The organism is Nocardioides sp. GY 10127 (assembly GCF_004919085.1).
In the GTDB taxonomy this organism is placed as follows: domain Bacteria; phylum Actinomycetota; class Actinomycetes; order Propionibacteriales; family Nocardioidaceae; genus Nocardioides.
In genome coordinates, this window is the sequence record NZ_STGL01000015.1 from 23,233 (window position 1) to 39,397 (window position 16,165).

Genomic DNA, 16,165 nt, shown 5'->3' on the forward strand with positions numbered 1-16,165 from the left:
TCACCGGCGGCGGGCTGCACTGCGATGCCGATGAGCCGCCGATGAGCGGCCCGCCGAGCATGCCGCCCCCGTCGCTCGAGCTCCTCGACCGCGTCGCGTGGGCCGGTGCTGCGCTGCCTGCGGGCCGGGGCCCCGCGCTGCTGGCGCTGCTGGCGGCGGCCGGCGGCCGGCCGGTCTCCGAGGAGCGCCTGGTCCACGGCCTGTGGGACGAGGACGCCGTGCCCGCCAGCCCGACCCGCGCGCTCCAGGTGGTCGTCTCGCGCGTGCGGACCCAGACGAGCGCCGAGGCCGTCGTCCGCACCCCGCAGGGCTACCGCCTCGGCCTCGCGGACGACGACGTCGACGTCCTGGTCCTGGACGTCCTCGCCCGGGCGGCGGCGACCGCGACGGACGAGGGCGACCCGGACGAGGCCGTCCGTGCCGCCCGGTCCGCGCTCGCGCTGCCGGTCGGCGAGGCCGGGACGCTCGAGGCGGGAGGCCCGCTCGCCGAGCTGCGGCTCGAGGCGCTGGCCACGCAGGCACGCGGCCGCGCCCTGCTGGGACGGGCGCTCTGCGCGCGGGGCGAGCACCCCGAGGCGCTGCCGCTGCTCGAGCAGCACGTCGGTGGGGACGGCGTCGACGACGAGGCCGCCCAGGCGGCCCTGCTGCGCAGCCTGGCCGCGGTGCGGGGCGTGCCCGCCGCCCTGGAGCGGTACGACGGCCTGCGGGCCGACCTCTCCGACCGGCTCGGCATCGACCCGGGCCCGCGGCTCCAGGAGCTCCACGCCGAGCTGCTGGCGGCCGACCGGCCCGTGCGCGAGGGCCTGGCCCACGCCTCGACGTCGCTGGTCGGCCGGGACGGCGACCTGCGGACCCTGCGCGGGCTGCTGGCGCGGCACCGGGTGGTCTCGATCCTCGGCCCGGGAGGCCTGGGCAAGACGCGCCTGGCCATGACGCTGGCCGCGGAGGCCGTGCAGCCGGTGGTCCGCGTGGTCGAGCTGGTCGGCGTGACGGAGCCTGAAGGAGTCCTGCCGGAGCTCGCCTCGGTCCTGGGCGTGCGCGACTCGGCCGGGCAGCGGCTGCTCCTCACCCCCGAGCAGCAGCGCGACGTCCGCGGTCGGCTGGCCGCGCACCTCGGCCGTGCCCCGACCCTGCTCGTGCTGGACAACTGCGAGCAGGTGGTCGCCGCGGTCGCCGACGTGGTGGCCTTCCTCGTCGCTGCCTGCCCGCGGCTCACCGTGGTGACCACGACCCGGGCCCCGCTGGCGATCGCTGCGGAGGCCGTGCTCGCGCTCCCCGTGCTCGGGCGCGAGGACGCCGTCCGGCTGTTCACCGAGCGCGCCCGCGCGGCCCGTCCCGGCGTCCAGCTCGACCCCGCCGAGGTCGCCGAGGTGGTCGCCCGCCTGGACGGCCTTCCGCTGGCGGTGGAGCTCGCCGCCGCCAAGGTGCGGGTGATGTCGGTGGCGGAGGTCGCACGCCGGCTCCAGGACCGCTTCGCCCTGCTCCGCGGCAACGACCGCTCGGCGCCGGACCGGCACCGCACGCTGCTGGCCGTCGTGGACTGGTCGTGGGACCTGCTCGACGACGACGGGCGCGCCGCCCTGTGCCGGCTCGCCCTGTTCCCCGACGGGTTCGCCCTGGATGGGGCCGACGCGCTGCTCAGCGGGGTGCTGCCGGGCGGCAGCGACCCGCTCGACGCCGTGCAGGCCCTCCTCGACCAGTCCCTGCTCTCGCTGGTGGAGGAGGGTGGGCGTGAGCCCCGCTACCGGATGCTGGAGACCGTGCGCGAGCTCGGGCTGCAGCGCCTGACCGCGATCGGTGACGAGGTCGCGGCGCGCGCACGGCTGCGCGGCTGGGCCGTGGCGCTGGCCGAGCGGGAGACCCCGGGGCTGCACGGCGCGGACCAGCTGGCCGCGCTGGACCGGCTCGATCCCGAGATGACGACGCTGGCCGCGGAGCTGCGCGGGGCGCTGGACGCGGTGGAGCGCGAGGACGCCGTCCGCCTGCTCGCGGCGCTGGGCGCGGTGTGGACGATCCGGGGCGACCACGTCCGCATGCTCTCCCTGCTCGCCACGGTCGAGGACGTCCTGGCCGGGTGGGAGCCCGCGCCACCCGATCGCGACGCAGCCCTGGCAGCGAGCGTCGCGGTGGTGCGCAACGCGGTGATCGCCGCGACCCTGCCGACCGGGGCCGCTCGCGAGCTGCTGCGTCGGCACGGCGAGGAGGCCTCGCTGCCGGCGGTCCGGGCCGCGGCCCGACTGCTCGCCTCGCCCGGCGCCGTGGATCTCGCCGGCGCCCGGGAGCACCTCGCCGCCCTCGTGGAGCACGAGGACCGGCGCACCCGGGCACTGGCCCTGGCCTGGAGCTGCCACGCCCGGGAGAACTCCGGCGACATCGCCGCGGCCGTCGCCGACGGCGAGGCCGCGCTGGCGCTGTGGCGCCCCGAGGACGGGCCCTGGCAACGCGTCCAGACCCTCTCCCAGCTCATCGACCTGCACGCGCAGCGTGGCGACGAGGCGACGGTGGTGCGCCAGGCCCGGACGGTCCTGCCGATGCTCGAGCGCCTCGGCGCCGTCGACGACTGCGTGCAGCTGCTCGCCGTCCTCGGGTGTGCCGCCATCACGGCCGGGGACCTCGAGGAGGCGGAGGCGCTCCTGGCCGAGACCGACCGGCTGCTCAGCGGCCCGCACGCCGCCGAGCTGGGGCTGCGCTCCAGCTTCGGGGTCGGGCCGCTGCGGGCGGAGCTGCTGCTGGCGCAGGGCAGGGTCGCCGAGGGGCTGGCCGTCTACCGCGAGGCGGTCACCGACATCTCCGAGCTCCGGCTGCCCGGCTGGGAGGAGGCCGGCCTCCTCGCCCCCTGGCAGCTGTTCGCGGCGGCCGCGCTCACCATGGCCCTCGCCCGCCACGGCCGGTCCGGCGCCGGTGGGGCCGGCGAGGACGTCCACGCCGACCTGCGCTCCCACGTCGACCAGCTGCTGCGAGCCGACGCCGGCGCCGGCGCCGACGCCGGCGTGCGCCCGGAGCTCGACGTCCCGCTCCTGGGGATCGTCGCGTTCGCCCTGGGCGGCTGGGAGGTCCACCGCGGCCCGGACGCCGCCCTGCCGGCCGCCGCCCGGCTGCTGCGTGCCGCCGAGGCCGCCGGGTACAACCGGTACGTGCCCTCGCTCGCCTGGGCGCCGCTGGCCGCCGAGCTCGACGGCCGCGCGCCCGGGCTGCTGGCCTCGGTGCCGTCCCTGGCGCTGGGGGAGGAGCCCGCGCGGCGCCTCTCGGACGAGGTGGGCGCCGGCCTGGCCGCCCTGGACGGCGTCCACCGCCCCTCGTAGCCCCTCGACGGCGGGGTCAGACCTTCCGCGCGTAGGAGCGCACCGAGAGCGGCGCGAAGATCGCGACGACGACGAGGCAGCCCAGGAGTGCGGCGCCCACGTGCCAGGTGACCTGGCCGTCGTTGAGCAGGTCGCGCACGGCGGCGATGACGAGGCTGACCGGGTTCCAGGTGACGAAGTGCTGGAGCCACGAGGGGAGCGTGTCGACCGGGACGAACGCGTTCGAGAGGAACGTCAGCGGGAACATCACCATCATCGAGATGCCCTGCACGCTCTGCGCCGAGCGGGCGACGGTGCCCAGCCAGGTGAAGATCCAGGACAGCGACCAGCCCGCGGCGACGACCACCAGCCAGCCACCGACGACGCCGGGCAGGCCGCCGCCCGGCCGGTAGCCCATGGCCAGGCCGGTGAGGACGGTGAGCGTCGCGGCGATCGCGTAGCGGACCAGGTCGGCCACCGCCGGCCCGGCGAGCGGGGCGATGCGGGCGATGGGCAGCGACCGGAACCGGTCGAAGACGCCCTTGTCCATGTCGTCGCGCAGCGAGATGCCGGTCGCCATGCAGGCGGTGAGCGCCGTCTGCCCGAGGATGCCGGGGATGAGCGTCGGCAGGTAGCTGCTCACGCCGCCCGCGATGGCGCCGCCGAACAGGTAGGCGAACATCGCGGTGAACAGCAGCGGCTGGATGGCGACGTCCACGAGCTGCTCGGGGTTGCGGCGCATGGTGATGAGCGAGCGGCCGGCCAGGGCCAGCGTCTGGGTGAGGGTGTCGCGCAGGCCGGGGCGGGCCGGGAGGGTCGCGGGGTCGACGACGACGGCGGCCCCGGCTGCGGCCGGGCGGGTGTCGGTGGGGGTCGTGAGCGTGGTCATCAGGCCACCTCTCCGTTCTCGTGCTGGTCGGTGGCGGCGGCGCCCGTGGGCGCCCCGGTGAGGGTGAGGAAGACCTCGTCCAGCGTGGGCTGGGCGACGGTGGCGGAGGCGATGGAGACCCCCGCCGCGCGCAGGGCGATGAGGACGTCGGCCGCGGCGTCCGCCTGCGCGAGGGGCACGTTCAGCGCGCCGGCCTCGGGGGTGACGGTGGGCGCCTGGCCGGTGGCCCCGGCGACGAGTCCGGCGGCCTCCTGGGTCCGGGCGGGGTCGGTGAGCCGCACCTGGAGGGTCGAGGACCCGACCGCGGCCTTGAGCTCCTCGGGCGTGCCCTCGGCGACCTTGCGGCCGTGGTCGATGACCGCGATCCGGTCCGCGAGCTGGTCGGCCTCGTCGAGGTACTGGGTGGTCAGGAGCACGGTGCAGCCGGAGGCGACGAGCTCGCGGATGGTGTCCCACATCTGCCCGCGGGTGCGCGGGTCGAGCCCGGTCGTGGGCTCGTCCAGGAAGATGAGCGGCGGGCGGCTGAGCAGGCTCGCGGCGAGGTCGAGACGCCGGCGCATGCCGCCCGAGAAGCCGGAGAGCGGGCGGTCGGCGGCCTCCTGGAGGCCGAATCGCTCGAGCAGGTCGACCGCCCGGCTGCGGGCCTCGCGGCGGCTCATCCCGAGCAGCCGGCCGAAGAGCCGCAGGTTCTCCGTGGCGGTGAGCCGCTCGTCGACGGAGGCGTACTGGCCGGTGAGCCCGATGAGCTGGCGGACCCTGTGCGGCTCGCGCCGGACGTCCACGCCCAGGATGCGGGCCTCGCCGCCGTCGATCGGCAGGAGCGTGGCGAGCATGGACAGGGTGGTGGTCTTGCCCGCGCCGTTGGGGCCCAGGACGCCGAACACCTCGCCGCGTCGGACCTCGAGGTCGACGCCGTCGACGGCGCGGTGGCCGCCGAACGTCTTGACGAGGCCGGTGGCCTGCACGGCGAGGTCGCCGGGCTGGGTGTCGGGCCGGGTGTCGGGCCGGGTGTCGGTGCGTGGGCTGAGCTGTGGGCCGGGGGACTGGCTGGTGGTCATGGCGCCACCGTGCCCGCGCCCGCCTTCACCGGTGTTTCACTGCCCGCCCCACCCGTGAAACACCGGCTGCGGAACACCATCCGTGAACCGCCCGTGGCCCTCAGGTCAGCGGCGCCGCCACGGCCGCCCGGAAGGCGGCGAAGGCCTCGGGCGAGCCGGTCACCGTGATCCCGGCGTCGTCCCGGCGGTGCCAGAGCCAGGCGTCGAGGTCGGCGGCGTCGCCACGGACCTCGCACGTGAGCCGGTCGTCGGGGGCCGCCCCGGCGTCCTGCGCGCGCAGCACCAGGTGCGGGCCGTCGACGCTCCAGCCCTCCGGGGAGGTCCCCACCAGGTGCCCGGTCACGACGCGGAGCACGTGGCCGGTGTCGAGGAGCCGGAGCACGGTCGCGTGGCCGTCCGGGGTGAACGTCGACCAGGCCGGCGGCTCGCCGCCGTACATGACGTCGAGCAGCTCGTGCACGCCGTCCGCGGCCAGCTCGGCGGGCAGCGGCGTCACGCACCCGGCGGCCTGCTCGGCGTCCAGCCGGTGGACGAGGGCCTCGTGCGCCTGCCGGCGGACGGTGAAGCCCACGGTCTGTTCCTCGGCCCACGACCAGGCCTCCTCCGCCGGGTCGGCCTGGCGCAGCAGGGCGTGCAGGTCGGCGCCGGCCTCGGCGAGCGCGGCGAGCAGGCCCTCCCGGTCGGCGGGCCGGACGCGGTCGAGGGACTCAGGTGCCTGCGGGCGGTGGCGGATCACCCACGCCCAGAACGAGTGCACCTCGGTGAGGTGCCAGACCAGGTCCTCGGCGTCCCAGTCCGGGCACGCGGGCACCCGCGCGTGTGGGTCGCACCCCGTGAGGACGTCGAGAAACCGCTGGGACTCGACCCGCAGGTGGTTGAGCAGGACGTGCGTGGGTAGGAGAGTGGAGGCCGCCGTCACCCGGCGACCGTAGGCCGCACGAGCATGTGACGGAAGCGTGTTTCCACCCGTTTCACATATCCATGCAAAGGCATGTATGTTCATGCACATGACCCGCGTCAGAGCAGCAGTCGCAGGAGCCAGTGGCTACGCCGGCGGGGAGGTGCTGCGCCTCCTCCTCGGGCACCCGCAGGTGGAGATCGGCGCCCTCACCGGCGGCTCCAACGCCGGGCAGAAGCTCGGCGCCCTGCAGCCCCACCTCCTGCCGCTGGCCGACCGCGTGCTCGAGGAGACCACCCTCGAGAACCTCGCGGGGCACGACGTCGTCTTCCTTGCCCTGCCCCACGGTCAGTCCGGGGCCGTCGCCGCCCAGCTGGGCGAGGACGTCGTCGTGATCGACTGCGGCGCCGACTTCCGGCTCGAGGACGCGGGGGAGTGGGAGCACTTCTACGGCAGCGACCACGCGGGCACCTGGCCCTACGGCCTCCCCGAGCTGCCCGGGCAGCGGGCGCTGCTCCAGGGCAGCAAGCGGGTCGCCGTCCCCGGGTGCTACCCGACCGTCTCCACGCTCACGCTGGCCCCGGCCGTCGCCGCCGGTCTCGTCGAGCCGGACGTCGTGGTGGTCGCCGCGTCCGGCACCTCGGGCGCCGGGAAGGCCGCGAAGCCCCACCTGCTCGGCAGCGAGATCATGGGCAACCTGTCGGCCTACGGGGTCGGCGGCGTCCACCGCCACACGCCGGAGATCACCCAGAACCTCTCCAAGCTGGTCGCGGGCGACGTGCGGGTCAGCTTCACCCCCGTCCTCGCGCCCAGCCCGCGCGGCATCCTCGCGACCTGCTCCGCGCCGCTGAAGCCGGGCGTGAGCGCCGAGGACGCACGGGCCGCCTACGAGAAGGCCTACGCCGACGAGCCGTTCGTGCACCTGCTCCCCGAGGGCCAGTGGCCCCAGACGAAGGCGGTGGTCGGCTCGAACGCCGTCCACGTCCAGGTGGCGGTCGACGAGCGAGCCGGGCGCCTGGTGGCCGTCGGCGTGGTGGACAACCTCGCCAAGGGCACCGGTGGCGCCGCCGTCCAGTGCATGAACCTCGCCCTGGGCCTCGACGAGGCCACCGGGCTCACCACCGTCGGTCTGGCCCCCTGAGGCCGGGGCCGCGCCGGCTCCGGCCGGGCGCGCGGCCTCCCTCGACCGACGGACCACCCCTCCCAGACAGGAGCCCACCATGGGCGTCACCACCCCCGCAGGCTTCCGGGCCGCCGGCGTCGTCGCCGGACTGAAGTCGACCGGCGCCAAGGACGTCGCGCTCGTCGTCAACGACGGCCCGACCTTCGACTCGGCCACCGTGTTCACCGCCAACCGCTGCCAGGCCAACCCGGTGCTCTGGAGCAAGGAGGTCGTCAAGGACGGCACGGTCAAGGCCGTCGTCCTCAACTCCGGCGGCGCCAACTGCTACACCGGCGCCGAGGGCTTCCAGACCACGCACGCCGTCGCCGAGCGCGTCGCCGAGAAGCTCGGCATCGGTGCGATCGACGTGGTCGTCTGCTCCACCGGTCTCATCGGCAAGCAGAACGACCGGGACGACCTGCTGGCGGGCGTCGACGCCGCCCACGCGGGCCTGGCCGCCGACGGCGGCGCGGACGCCGCGGCCGCGATCATGACCACCGACACGGTCTCCAAGCAGGTCGTCGTCGAGGGCGCCGGCTGGAGCATCGGCGGCATGGCCAAGGGCGCCGGCATGCTGGCACCGCAGCTGGCCACCATGCTCGTCGTCCTCACCACGGACGCCGTGGTGCCGGCCGCGGACCTGGACACCGCCCTGCGCGCAGCCACCCGGGTCTCCTTCGACCGGCTCGACTCCGATGGCTGCATGTCGACCAACGACACCGTGACGCTCCTGGCGAGCGGCGCCAGCGGCATCACCCCGCCGCTGGGCGACTTCACCGACGCGCTCGTCCAGGTCTGCACGGACCTGGCCATGCAGCTGCTCAAGGACGCCGAGGGCGCCGACCACGAGATCGCCATCACCACCCTCAACGCCGCCTCGGAGGACGAGGCGGTCGAGGTCTCGCGCAGCGTGGCCCGCTCCAACCTGTTCAAGGCGGCCATCTTCGGCAACGACCCGAACTGGGGCCGGGTGCTCGCCTCGATCGGCACCACGAGCGCGGCCTTCGACCCCGCCGACCTCGACGTCGCGATGAACGGGGTCTGGGTGTGCCGCAACAGCACCCCGGACGCCGACCCCGAGACCGTCGACCTGACCGGCCGCGAGGTCAGCGTGACCATCGACCTCAAGGCCGGCGACGCCCGCGCCACGGTCTGGACGAACGACCTGACCCACGCCTACGTCCACGAGAACAGCGCCTACAGCTCATGAGCGAGAACATCGACGTGCCCAGCGCCATCGACCCGTCCACCATGCACTTCAGCGAGGTCCCGCCCGCGGACCCGGAGAAGGCGTCCGTCCTCGCGGCGGCCCTGCCCTGGATGAAGCGCTACTACGGCAAGATCGTGGTGGTGAAGTACGGCGGCAACGCCATGACGGACGACGCGCTCAAGCGCGCGTTCGCCGAGGACATCGCGTTCCTCCGCTTCGCCGGCTTCAAGCCGGTCGTGGTGCACGGCGGCGGCCCGCAGATCAACACGATGCTGGGCAGGCTCGGCATCGAGTCCGAGTTCCGCGGCGGGCTGCGGGTCACCACGCCGGAGGCCATGGAGGTCGTCCGGATGGTGCTCGTGGGCCAGGTCCAGCGTGAGCTGGTGGGCCTCATCAACGAGCACGGCCCGCTGGCCGTCGGGATGTCCGGCGAGGACGCGGGGCTGTTCACCGCCGAGCCCGCCCACACGGTCGTCGACGGCGAGGAGGTCGACCTCGGCCTCGTCGGCGAGGTCGCCCGGGTCCGCCCCGAGGCGATCATGGACCTCATCGAGGCCGGCCGGATCCCGGTCGTCTCGTCGGTGGCCCCCGACGCCCACGGCGCGGTGCACAACGTCAACGCCGACACCGCGGCGGCCGCGCTCGCCGTGGCCCTGGGCGCCGACAAGCTGCTGGTCCTCACCGACGTCGAGGGCCTGTACCGCGACTGGCCGGACAGCGACGACGTCATCTACGAGATCAGCCCCGAGACGCTCGCCCAGCTCATGCCGACGCTCGCCTCCGGCATGGTCCCGAAGATGGAGGCCTGCCGGAAGGCGGTCGCCTCCGGCGTCCCGCGCGCGACCGTCGTGGACGGCCGCGAGAAGCACGCGGTGCTCCTCGAGCTGTTCACCGACGAGGGCGTCGGCACCCAGGTGCTGCCCGGCGTCGACACCAAGATCCGCAAGGCCCGGAAGAAGGCGGTGGTGAAGTGAGCACCCTGCACGACACCCAGGACCAGCTCGTCGGGCGCTACACCTACGCGCTGATGAACACGTTCGGCCCGCCCAAGCTCGCGCTGGTGCGCGGCGAGGGCGCCACCGTGTGGGACTCCGACGGCAAGGCCTACCTCGACCTGCTCGGGGGCATCGCCGTCAACAGCCTCGGCCACGCCCACCCGGCGCTGGTCGGCGCGGTCACCGAGCAGCTCACCACGCTCGGCCACATCTCGAACTTCTTCACCTCCCCGCCCCAGGTCGAGCTCGCGGAGAAGCTCCTCTCGCTGCTCGGCACGGGCGGGGCCCCGGCCCAGGGGAAGGTCTTCCTGGCCAACTCCGGCACCGAGGCCAACGAGGGGGCGTTCAAGCTCACCCGCCGCACGGGTCGCACGCACGTGGTCGTCGCCGAGGGCGGCTTCCACGGCCGGACGATGGGGGCGCTCGCCCTCACGAGCAAGGCCGCCTACCGCGAGCCGTTCGAGCCGCTGCCGGGCGAGGTCACCTTCGTGCCCTACGGGGACGCCGAGGCGCTGGCCGCGGCCGTCACCGACGCCACCGCCGCGATCTGCCTCGAGCCCGTCCAGGGCGAGGCGGGCGTGGTCGTCCCGCCGGACGGCTACCTGGCCGCCGCCCGGTCGATCGCCGACGAGCACGGCTCGCTGCTGTGGTTCGACGAGGTGCAGTCCGGCGTCGGGCGGACCGGGATCTGGTTCGAGCACCAGCGCGCCGGGGTCCTCCCCGACATCGTCACCCTCGCCAAGGGCCTGGGCGGCGGCTTCCCGATCGGGGCCGTCGTCGGCCTCGGCAGGGCCGCCGACCTCCTCGAGCCGGGCAACCACGGCACCACCTTCGGCGGCAACCCGGTCGCCTGCGCGGCCGCCCTCGCCGTCCTGCGCACCATCGAGGACGACGGGCTGCTGGCCCACGTCTCCGCGCTCGGCGCGCACGTGCGTGCCGGGCTGGCCGCGGAGCCCCGGGTCACCGAGGTGCGGGGCCACGGCCTGCTCATCGGCCTCGACCTGGCCGCGCCGGTCGCCGCGCACGTCGTGGTGGCCGCCCAGGACGCCGGCTACATCGTCAACATGCCCACCCCGAGCCGCATCCGGCTCGCCCCGCCGCTGGTCCTCACGCAGGCCGAGGCCGACCGGTTCCTCGCGGACTGGCCGGGCATCCTCGACGCCGCCTGGGCCGCCGCCGAGACCGCAGGAGCCTGACCGTGCGCCACTTCCTCCGCGACGACGACCTCACCCCGGCCGAGCAGGCCGAGGTGCTGGCGCTCGCCGCCGCCATGAAGGCCGACCCCTACGGCGCCAAGCCGCTGGCGGGTCCGCAGTCCGTGGCGATGATCTTCGACAAGCCCACGCTGCGGACCCAGACCTCGTTCGGGGCCGGCATCGCCGAGCTCGGCGGCAACCCGATGCTCGTCGAGGGCAAGCTCGCCGGCATCGGCGTGCGCGAGTCCGTCGAGGACGTCGCCCGCGTCCTGGGCCGCCAGGTCTCCGTCGTCGTCTGGCGGACGTTCCTGCAGTCCCACCTCGAGCGGATGGCCGACAACGCCGGCATCCCGGTGGTCAACGCGCTCACCGACGACTTCCACCCCTGCCAGCTCATCGCGGACCTGCTCACGGTGCAGGAGCGCCTCGGCCGCCTGGCCGGCGTCACCGTCGCCTTCATCGGTGACGCGGCCTGCAACATGGGCAACTCCTGGCTGCTCGCGGGGGCGACCGCGGGCATGCACGTCCGGATGGGCGGCCCCGAGGGCTACCTCCCCGACGAGGCGATGTTCGCCCGTGCCGCCGAGATCGCGGCGACCACCGGCGGCTCCGTCTCCGGCCACCACGACCCCGTGGAGGCCGTGACCGGCGCCGACGTCGTCGTCACCGACACCTGGGTCTCCATGGGGAAGGAGGACGAGGCGGCCGAGCGCGTCAAGGTCTTCGGCGCCTGGTCGCTCACCGAGGAGCTCCTCGCCCACGCGGACGCCGAGGCGATCGTCCTGCACTGCCTGCCCGCCTACCGGGACAAGGAGATCGCCACCTCGGTCCTGGAGGGCCCGCGCAGCGCCGTGTGGGACGAGGCCGAGAACCGTCGGCACGCGCAGAAGGCCGTCATGGCCTGGCTGCTGGCCCACCTCGACGACGAGCCCGGCACCTCGACGACCACCCCGGCAGCACAGTCCGCGAGCGTGTGAGCGCCATGACCGAGTCCGCCCTGCGTCCCGCCACGAAGTCGGCGCGGCACCAGCTCATCATCGAGCTGGTGTCGTCGCGGGCCGTGCACTCGCAGGTCGAGCTCGCCGCGATGCTGGCCGAGGCCGGCGTCCACGTCACCCAGGCGACGCTCTCGCGGGATCTCGTCGAGCTCCAGGCCATCAAGGTCCGCTCCGCCGAGGGCCCGCAGGTCTACGCCGTGCCCGCCGAGGGCGGCGACCGCCGTCCGGTCGTGCCGTCGGAGACCGCGGCCGGCCGGGCCCGGCTCGCCAAGCTCTGCGGCGAGCTGCTCGTCAGCGCCGAGGCGAGCGCGAACCTCGTCGTCCTGCGCACCCCGCCCGGGGCCGCGCAGTACCTGGCCTCGGCGTTCGACAAGGCCGAGCTCGGCGAGGTCCTCGGCACCATCGCCGGGGACGACACCGTCCTCGTCATCGGCCGCGACCCGCTGGGCGGCGAGGCGCTCGCCCGCACCTTCCTGGAGCTGGCCGCCAGCGACGGGCCCGCCTGAGCGGCCGACCCGGCGTCCTGCTCCACCCCGCACTTCGTACCCCCTGAAACCCTCGCACCACACAGGAGCACCACATGAGCAAGGTCCTGACCACGCTGCCCATCGGCGAGCGCGTGGGCATCGCGTTCTCCGGCGGCCTCGACACCTCCGTCGCCGTCGCCTGGATGCGCGACAAGGGCGCCGTGCCCTGCACCTACACCGCCGACATCGGCCAGTACGACGAGCCGGACATCTCGGGCGTCCCCGGTCGGGCCCGCGAGTACGGCGCCGAGATCGCCCGGGCGGTCGACTGCCGCCGCCAGCTGGTGGAGGAGGGGCTGGCCGCCATCGCGTGCGGCGCCTTCCACATCCGCTCCGGTGGCCGCTCCTACTTCAACACCACCCCGATCGGCCGCGCCGTCACCGGCACCATGCTGGTCCGTGCCATGCGTGAGGACGGCGTGGACATCTGGGGCGACGGCTCGACCTTCAAGGGCAACGACATCGAGCGGTTCTACCGCTACGGCCTCATGGCCAACCCCGACCTGCGGATCTACAAGCCGTGGCTGGACGCCCAGTTCGTCTCCGAGCTCGGCGGCCGCGCCGAGATGAGCCAGTGGCTGGTCGAGCACGGCCTGCCCTACCGCGACTCGCAGGAGAAGGCGTACTCGACCGACGCCAACATCTGGGGCGCGACCCACGAGGCCAAGACGCTCGAGCACCTGGACGTCTCGCTGGAGACCGTCGAGCCGATCATGGGCGTGAAGTTCTGGGACCCGACGGTGCAGATCGACACCGAGGACGTCGCGATCCGCTTCGAGAACGGACGCCCGGTCGCGATCAACGGGACCGTGATCGACGACCCGGTGGCGCTGGTCATGGAGGCCAACGCGATCGGCGGCCGGCACGGCCTGGGCATGAGCGACCAGATCGAGAACCGGATCATCGAGGCGAAGTCGCGCGGCATCTACGAGGCGCCCGGCATGGCCCTGCTCTGGATCGCCTACGAGCGCCTCGTCAACGCGATCCACAACGAGGACACCGTCGCCCAGTACCACAACGAGGGCCGCAAGCTCGGCCGCCTGCTCTACGAGGGCCGCTGGCTCGACCCGCAGGCCCTGATGATCCGTGAGGGCATCCAGCGGTGGATCGCCTCGCTGGTCACCGGTGAGGTCGTCCTCCGCCTCCGCCGCGGCGAGGACTACTCGATCCTCTCCACCGACGGCCCCGCCTTCTCCTACCACCCGGAGAAGCTCTCGATGGAGCGCACCGAGAACGCCGCGTTCGGCCCGCTGGACCGCATCGGCCAGCTCACCATGCGCAACCTCGACATCGCCGACTCCCGCGACAAGCTCGAGCAGTACGCGCTCCAGCCGCTCGACCAGGGTCAGGTGCTCGTCGAGAACGGCACGCTGTACGGCGAGATCGAGGCCGGCGGCCGCGACCGGATCACGGCCAACGACCAGATCAAGGACGGCAGCCAGGCGCTCGACCACGTCGCGTTCGAGTCCGGCAACGACTGAGCCGTCGAGCCGGCACCACCGGACGAGCCGCGCGGCCCCCGCACCCTCCTCGGGGCGGGGGCCGCGTCGCGGCGAGCGGGGCACCCGTGGCCCGCAGGCAGGACCGCTGAGAAGATGACCACCGCGCACCCGCGGGCAGAGAGGCAGCAGCAGAAGTGAGCACCGAGCACGGCACGAACACCGGCAAGCTGTGGGGCGGTCGGTTCGCCGGCGGCCCGTCGCCGGAGCTGGACGCGCTGTCGCGCTCCACGCACTTCGACTGGCGGCTGACCCCCTACGACCTGGCCGGCTCCCGTGCCCACGCCAACGCGCTGCACCGCGCCGGGCTGCTGACCGACGCCGACCACGCAGAGCTCCTCCGTGGCCTGTCGGTGCTGGGGGAGCGGTTCGCCGCCGGCGACCTGCACCCCGACGTCACCGACGAGGACGTCCACGGCGCCCTGGAGCGGCTCCTGCTCGAGGAGGTCGGGCCCGACGTGGGTGGACGCCTGCGCGCGGGTCGGTCGCGCAACGACCAGATCGCGACCCTGTTCAAGGTGTTCCTCCGCGACCACGCCCGCGTGATGTCGTCCCTCGTGCTCGACCTGGTCTCGGCGATCGCCGAGCAGGCGGCCGCGCACCTGGGTGACGAGGTGACGCCCCCGACCGTGATGCCGGGACGCACCCACCTGCAGCACGCCCAGCCGGTGCTGCTCTCGCACCACCTGATGGCGCACGCCTGGTCGCTGCTGCGCGACGTCGACCGCCTCGCCGACTGGGACGCGCGCGTCGCCGGTGACTCGCCCTACGGCTCCGGCGCGCTGGCCGGCCAGTCGCTCGGCCTGGACCCGACCGGTGTCGCCGCCGAGCTCGGGTTCTCCGGGTCGTCCGCGAACTCCATCGACGGCACCGCGAGCCGCGACTTCGTCGCGGAGTTCGCCTTCGTCGCCGCCCAGATCGGCGTCGACGTCTCCCGGATGGCGGAGGAGATCATCCTCTGGGCCACGAAGGAGTTCGCCTTCGTCACGCTGCACGACTCGTGGTCGACCGGGTCGAGCATCATGCCGCAGAAGAAGAACCCGGACATCTCGGAGCTGGCGCGCGGGAAGGCGGGGCGCCTCATCGGCAACCTGTCCGGACTGCTCGCCACGCTCAAGGCGCTCCCGCTGGCGTACAACCGCGACCTCCAGGAGGACAAGGAGCCCGTGTTCGACTCGGTCGACACCCTGGAGGTGCTGCTGCCGGCCTTCACCGGTCAGGTCGCCACGCTGGTCTTCGACGCGGACCGCATGGGCGAGCTCGCCCCGCAGGGCTTCTCCCTGGCCACGGACGTCGCCGAGTGGCTCGTGTGCGAGGGCGTCCCGTTCCGCATCGCCCACGAGGTCGCGGGCGCCTGCGTGCGCCGCTGCGAGGAGCTCGGGATCGAGCTGGCTGACCTCAGCGACGAGCAGTTCGCCGAGATCTCGCCCCACCTGACGCCCGGCGTGCGCTCCGTGCTCACGGTCGAGGGCTCCGTGTCCTCGCGTGACGGCCGCGGGGGCACCGCTCCCGTCCGGGTCCGCGAGCAGCACGCCGAGCTGCTCGCCCGCGCCGAGGCACTGCGGTCCCGCCTGGGCTGACGGGACCCCTGTGATCGACTGGACGGCGCCACCGGAGACGGTGGCGCCGTTGCTGTTGGGAGCCACGCTCACCCACGCCGGCGTCACGGTGAGGCTCACCGAGGTCGAGGCCTACGGGGGCGCCGACGATCCCGGCTCCCACGCCCTCCGTGGACCGACGGCTCGCAACGCGTCCATGTTCGGCGCGCCCGCCCACCTCTACTGCTACTTCACCTACGGGATGCACGTGTGCGCGAACGTGGTGACCGGCCCGGAGGGGGAGGGCGGCGCCGTCCTGCTCCGAGCGGGCGAGGTGCTCGACGGCCTGGCTCTCGCTCGCGAGCGCCGACCGGGGAGCTCCACGCGCGACCTGGCCCGGGGTCCCGCCCGCCTGGTCCGGTGCCTGGCACTCTCGCTCGAGGACGACGGCCTCCCGCTCCTCGGCGACGGGGCCCCCCGGCTGGAGCCGACCGTGACCCCGGTGGACCCGGACCGCGTCCAGGCCGGCCCGCGGGTGGGCCTGCGCCGGGCTGCGGACCGCCCGTGGCGCTGGTGGCTGGCGGGGGAGCGGAGCGTCTCCGCGTACCGTCCTGCGGCCGTCCGGAAGAAGGCTCCAGGCGGGTGAGGCGCAGACCACGCAACCTGGATTTGGCCTCAGGGCAACACGTCTGTAATGTTCTCTTCGTCGCCGGGAACGGCGCGGAGGACGACAGCCGGTCAGGCTGCGACCGAGGCGTTCGTCCCAGCGGCCGCAGAGGCAGATCTCGGTCTGTCCGGCGAGTCGGCTCGCACGAGTTGACTTCGCCAGGCAGACTGCGTAAGTTTCTGCAGGTTGCCCGGCCAGCGGAGCGGAAACGCGAGGCGGTTGGTGCGTGTGATTCTTGAGAACTCAA

Annotated in this window: 13 protein-coding genes; 10 read left to right on the forward strand and 3 right to left on the reverse strand. The window is 74.2% G+C overall.

Features of this window, described 5'->3' with window-relative positions:
• Nucleotides 1-41 precede the first annotated feature (41 nt).
• Nucleotides 42-3,302 (forward strand): BTAD domain-containing putative transcriptional regulator, encoded by a 3,261-nt coding sequence (locus tag E8D37_RS19315; RefSeq protein ID WP_206055755.1) that lies wholly within the window; start codon nt 42-44, stop codon nt 3,300-3,302.
• A 16-nt stretch (nt 3,303-3,318) separates the two neighbouring features.
• Here the strand turns inward: E8D37_RS19315 and E8D37_RS19320 are convergent, their stop codons facing one another.
• The 3 genes from E8D37_RS19320 to E8D37_RS19330 all read right to left on the reverse strand — a co-directional run bounded on the left by E8D37_RS19320 (nt 3,319) and on the right by E8D37_RS19330 (nt 6,147).
• Nucleotides 3,319-4,170 (reverse strand): ABC transporter permease, encoded by an 852-nt coding sequence (locus E8D37_RS19320; RefSeq protein WP_136570488.1) that lies wholly within the window; start codon nt 4,168-4,170, stop codon nt 3,319-3,321.
• A complete protein-coding gene (locus E8D37_RS19325; protein WP_136570489.1) occupies nt 4,170-5,228 on the reverse strand; it encodes an ATP-binding cassette domain-containing protein in 1,059 nt (352 codons plus the stop codon). The genes E8D37_RS19320 and E8D37_RS19325 overlap by 1 nt, the downstream gene beginning before the upstream one ends.
• A 100-nt stretch (nt 5,229-5,328) precedes the next feature.
• Nucleotides 5,329-6,147: a maleylpyruvate isomerase family mycothiol-dependent enzyme gene (locus E8D37_RS19330; protein ID WP_240770452.1), complete on the reverse strand. Its 819-nt coding sequence runs from the start codon at nt 6,145-6,147 to the stop codon at nt 5,329-5,331.
• Between the two features lie 88 nt (nt 6,148-6,235).
• On the opposite strand from E8D37_RS19330, the gene argC reads away from it, so the two are divergent.
• From argC to E8D37_RS19375, 9 genes are all read left to right on the forward strand, one after another.
• Nucleotides 6,236-7,267: an N-acetyl-gamma-glutamyl-phosphate reductase gene (gene argC / locus E8D37_RS19335; protein WP_136570491.1), complete on the forward strand. Its 1,032-nt coding sequence runs from the start codon at nt 6,236-6,238 to the stop codon at nt 7,265-7,267.
• Nucleotides 7,268-7,346: 79 nt separating this feature from the next.
• On the forward strand, nt 7,347-8,498 hold the full coding sequence (gene argJ, locus E8D37_RS19340) for a bifunctional glutamate N-acetyltransferase/amino-acid acetyltransferase ArgJ (RefSeq protein WP_136570492.1): 1,152 nt from the start codon (nt 7,347-7,349) through the stop codon (nt 8,496-8,498).
• A 41-nt stretch (nt 8,499-8,539) separates the two neighbouring features.
• On the forward strand, nt 8,540-9,472 hold the full coding sequence (gene argB, locus E8D37_RS19345) for an acetylglutamate kinase (RefSeq protein WP_206055769.1): 933 nt from the start codon (nt 8,540-8,542) through the stop codon (nt 9,470-9,472).
• Nucleotides 9,469-10,689: an acetylornithine transaminase gene (locus tag E8D37_RS19350; protein WP_276606499.1), complete on the forward strand. Its 1,221-nt coding sequence runs from the start codon at nt 9,469-9,471 to the stop codon at nt 10,687-10,689. Before argB ends, E8D37_RS19350 begins: the two co-directional genes overlap by 4 nt.
• Before the next feature lie 2 nt (nt 10,690-10,691).
• Nucleotides 10,692-11,666, forward strand: coding sequence for an ornithine carbamoyltransferase (argF, locus tag E8D37_RS19355; protein WP_136570494.1), 975 nt, complete (start codon nt 10,692-10,694; stop codon nt 11,664-11,666).
• 5 nt (nt 11,667-11,671) lie between these two features.
• The gene (locus E8D37_RS19360; protein WP_136570495.1) at nt 11,672-12,193 is read left to right on the forward strand and encodes an arginine repressor; all 522 of its coding nucleotides are present in this window, start codon (nt 11,672-11,674) and stop codon (nt 12,191-12,193) included.
• A gap of 74 nt (nt 12,194-12,267) precedes the next feature.
• Entirely contained in the window at nt 12,268-13,695 is a 1,428-nt protein-coding gene (gene argG, locus E8D37_RS19365; protein WP_136570496.1) for an argininosuccinate synthase, read from the forward strand.
• A gap of 155 nt (nt 13,696-13,850) precedes the next feature.
• Nucleotides 13,851-15,293: an argininosuccinate lyase gene (gene argH / locus E8D37_RS19370; RefSeq protein ID WP_136570497.1), complete on the forward strand. Its 1,443-nt coding sequence runs from the start codon at nt 13,851-13,853 to the stop codon at nt 15,291-15,293.
• A 10-nt stretch (nt 15,294-15,303) separates the two neighbouring features.
• Entirely contained in the window at nt 15,304-15,897 is a 594-nt protein-coding gene (locus E8D37_RS19375; protein WP_136570498.1) for a DNA-3-methyladenine glycosylase, read from the forward strand.
• The last annotated feature ends 268 nt before the right edge of the window (nt 15,898-16,165 follow it).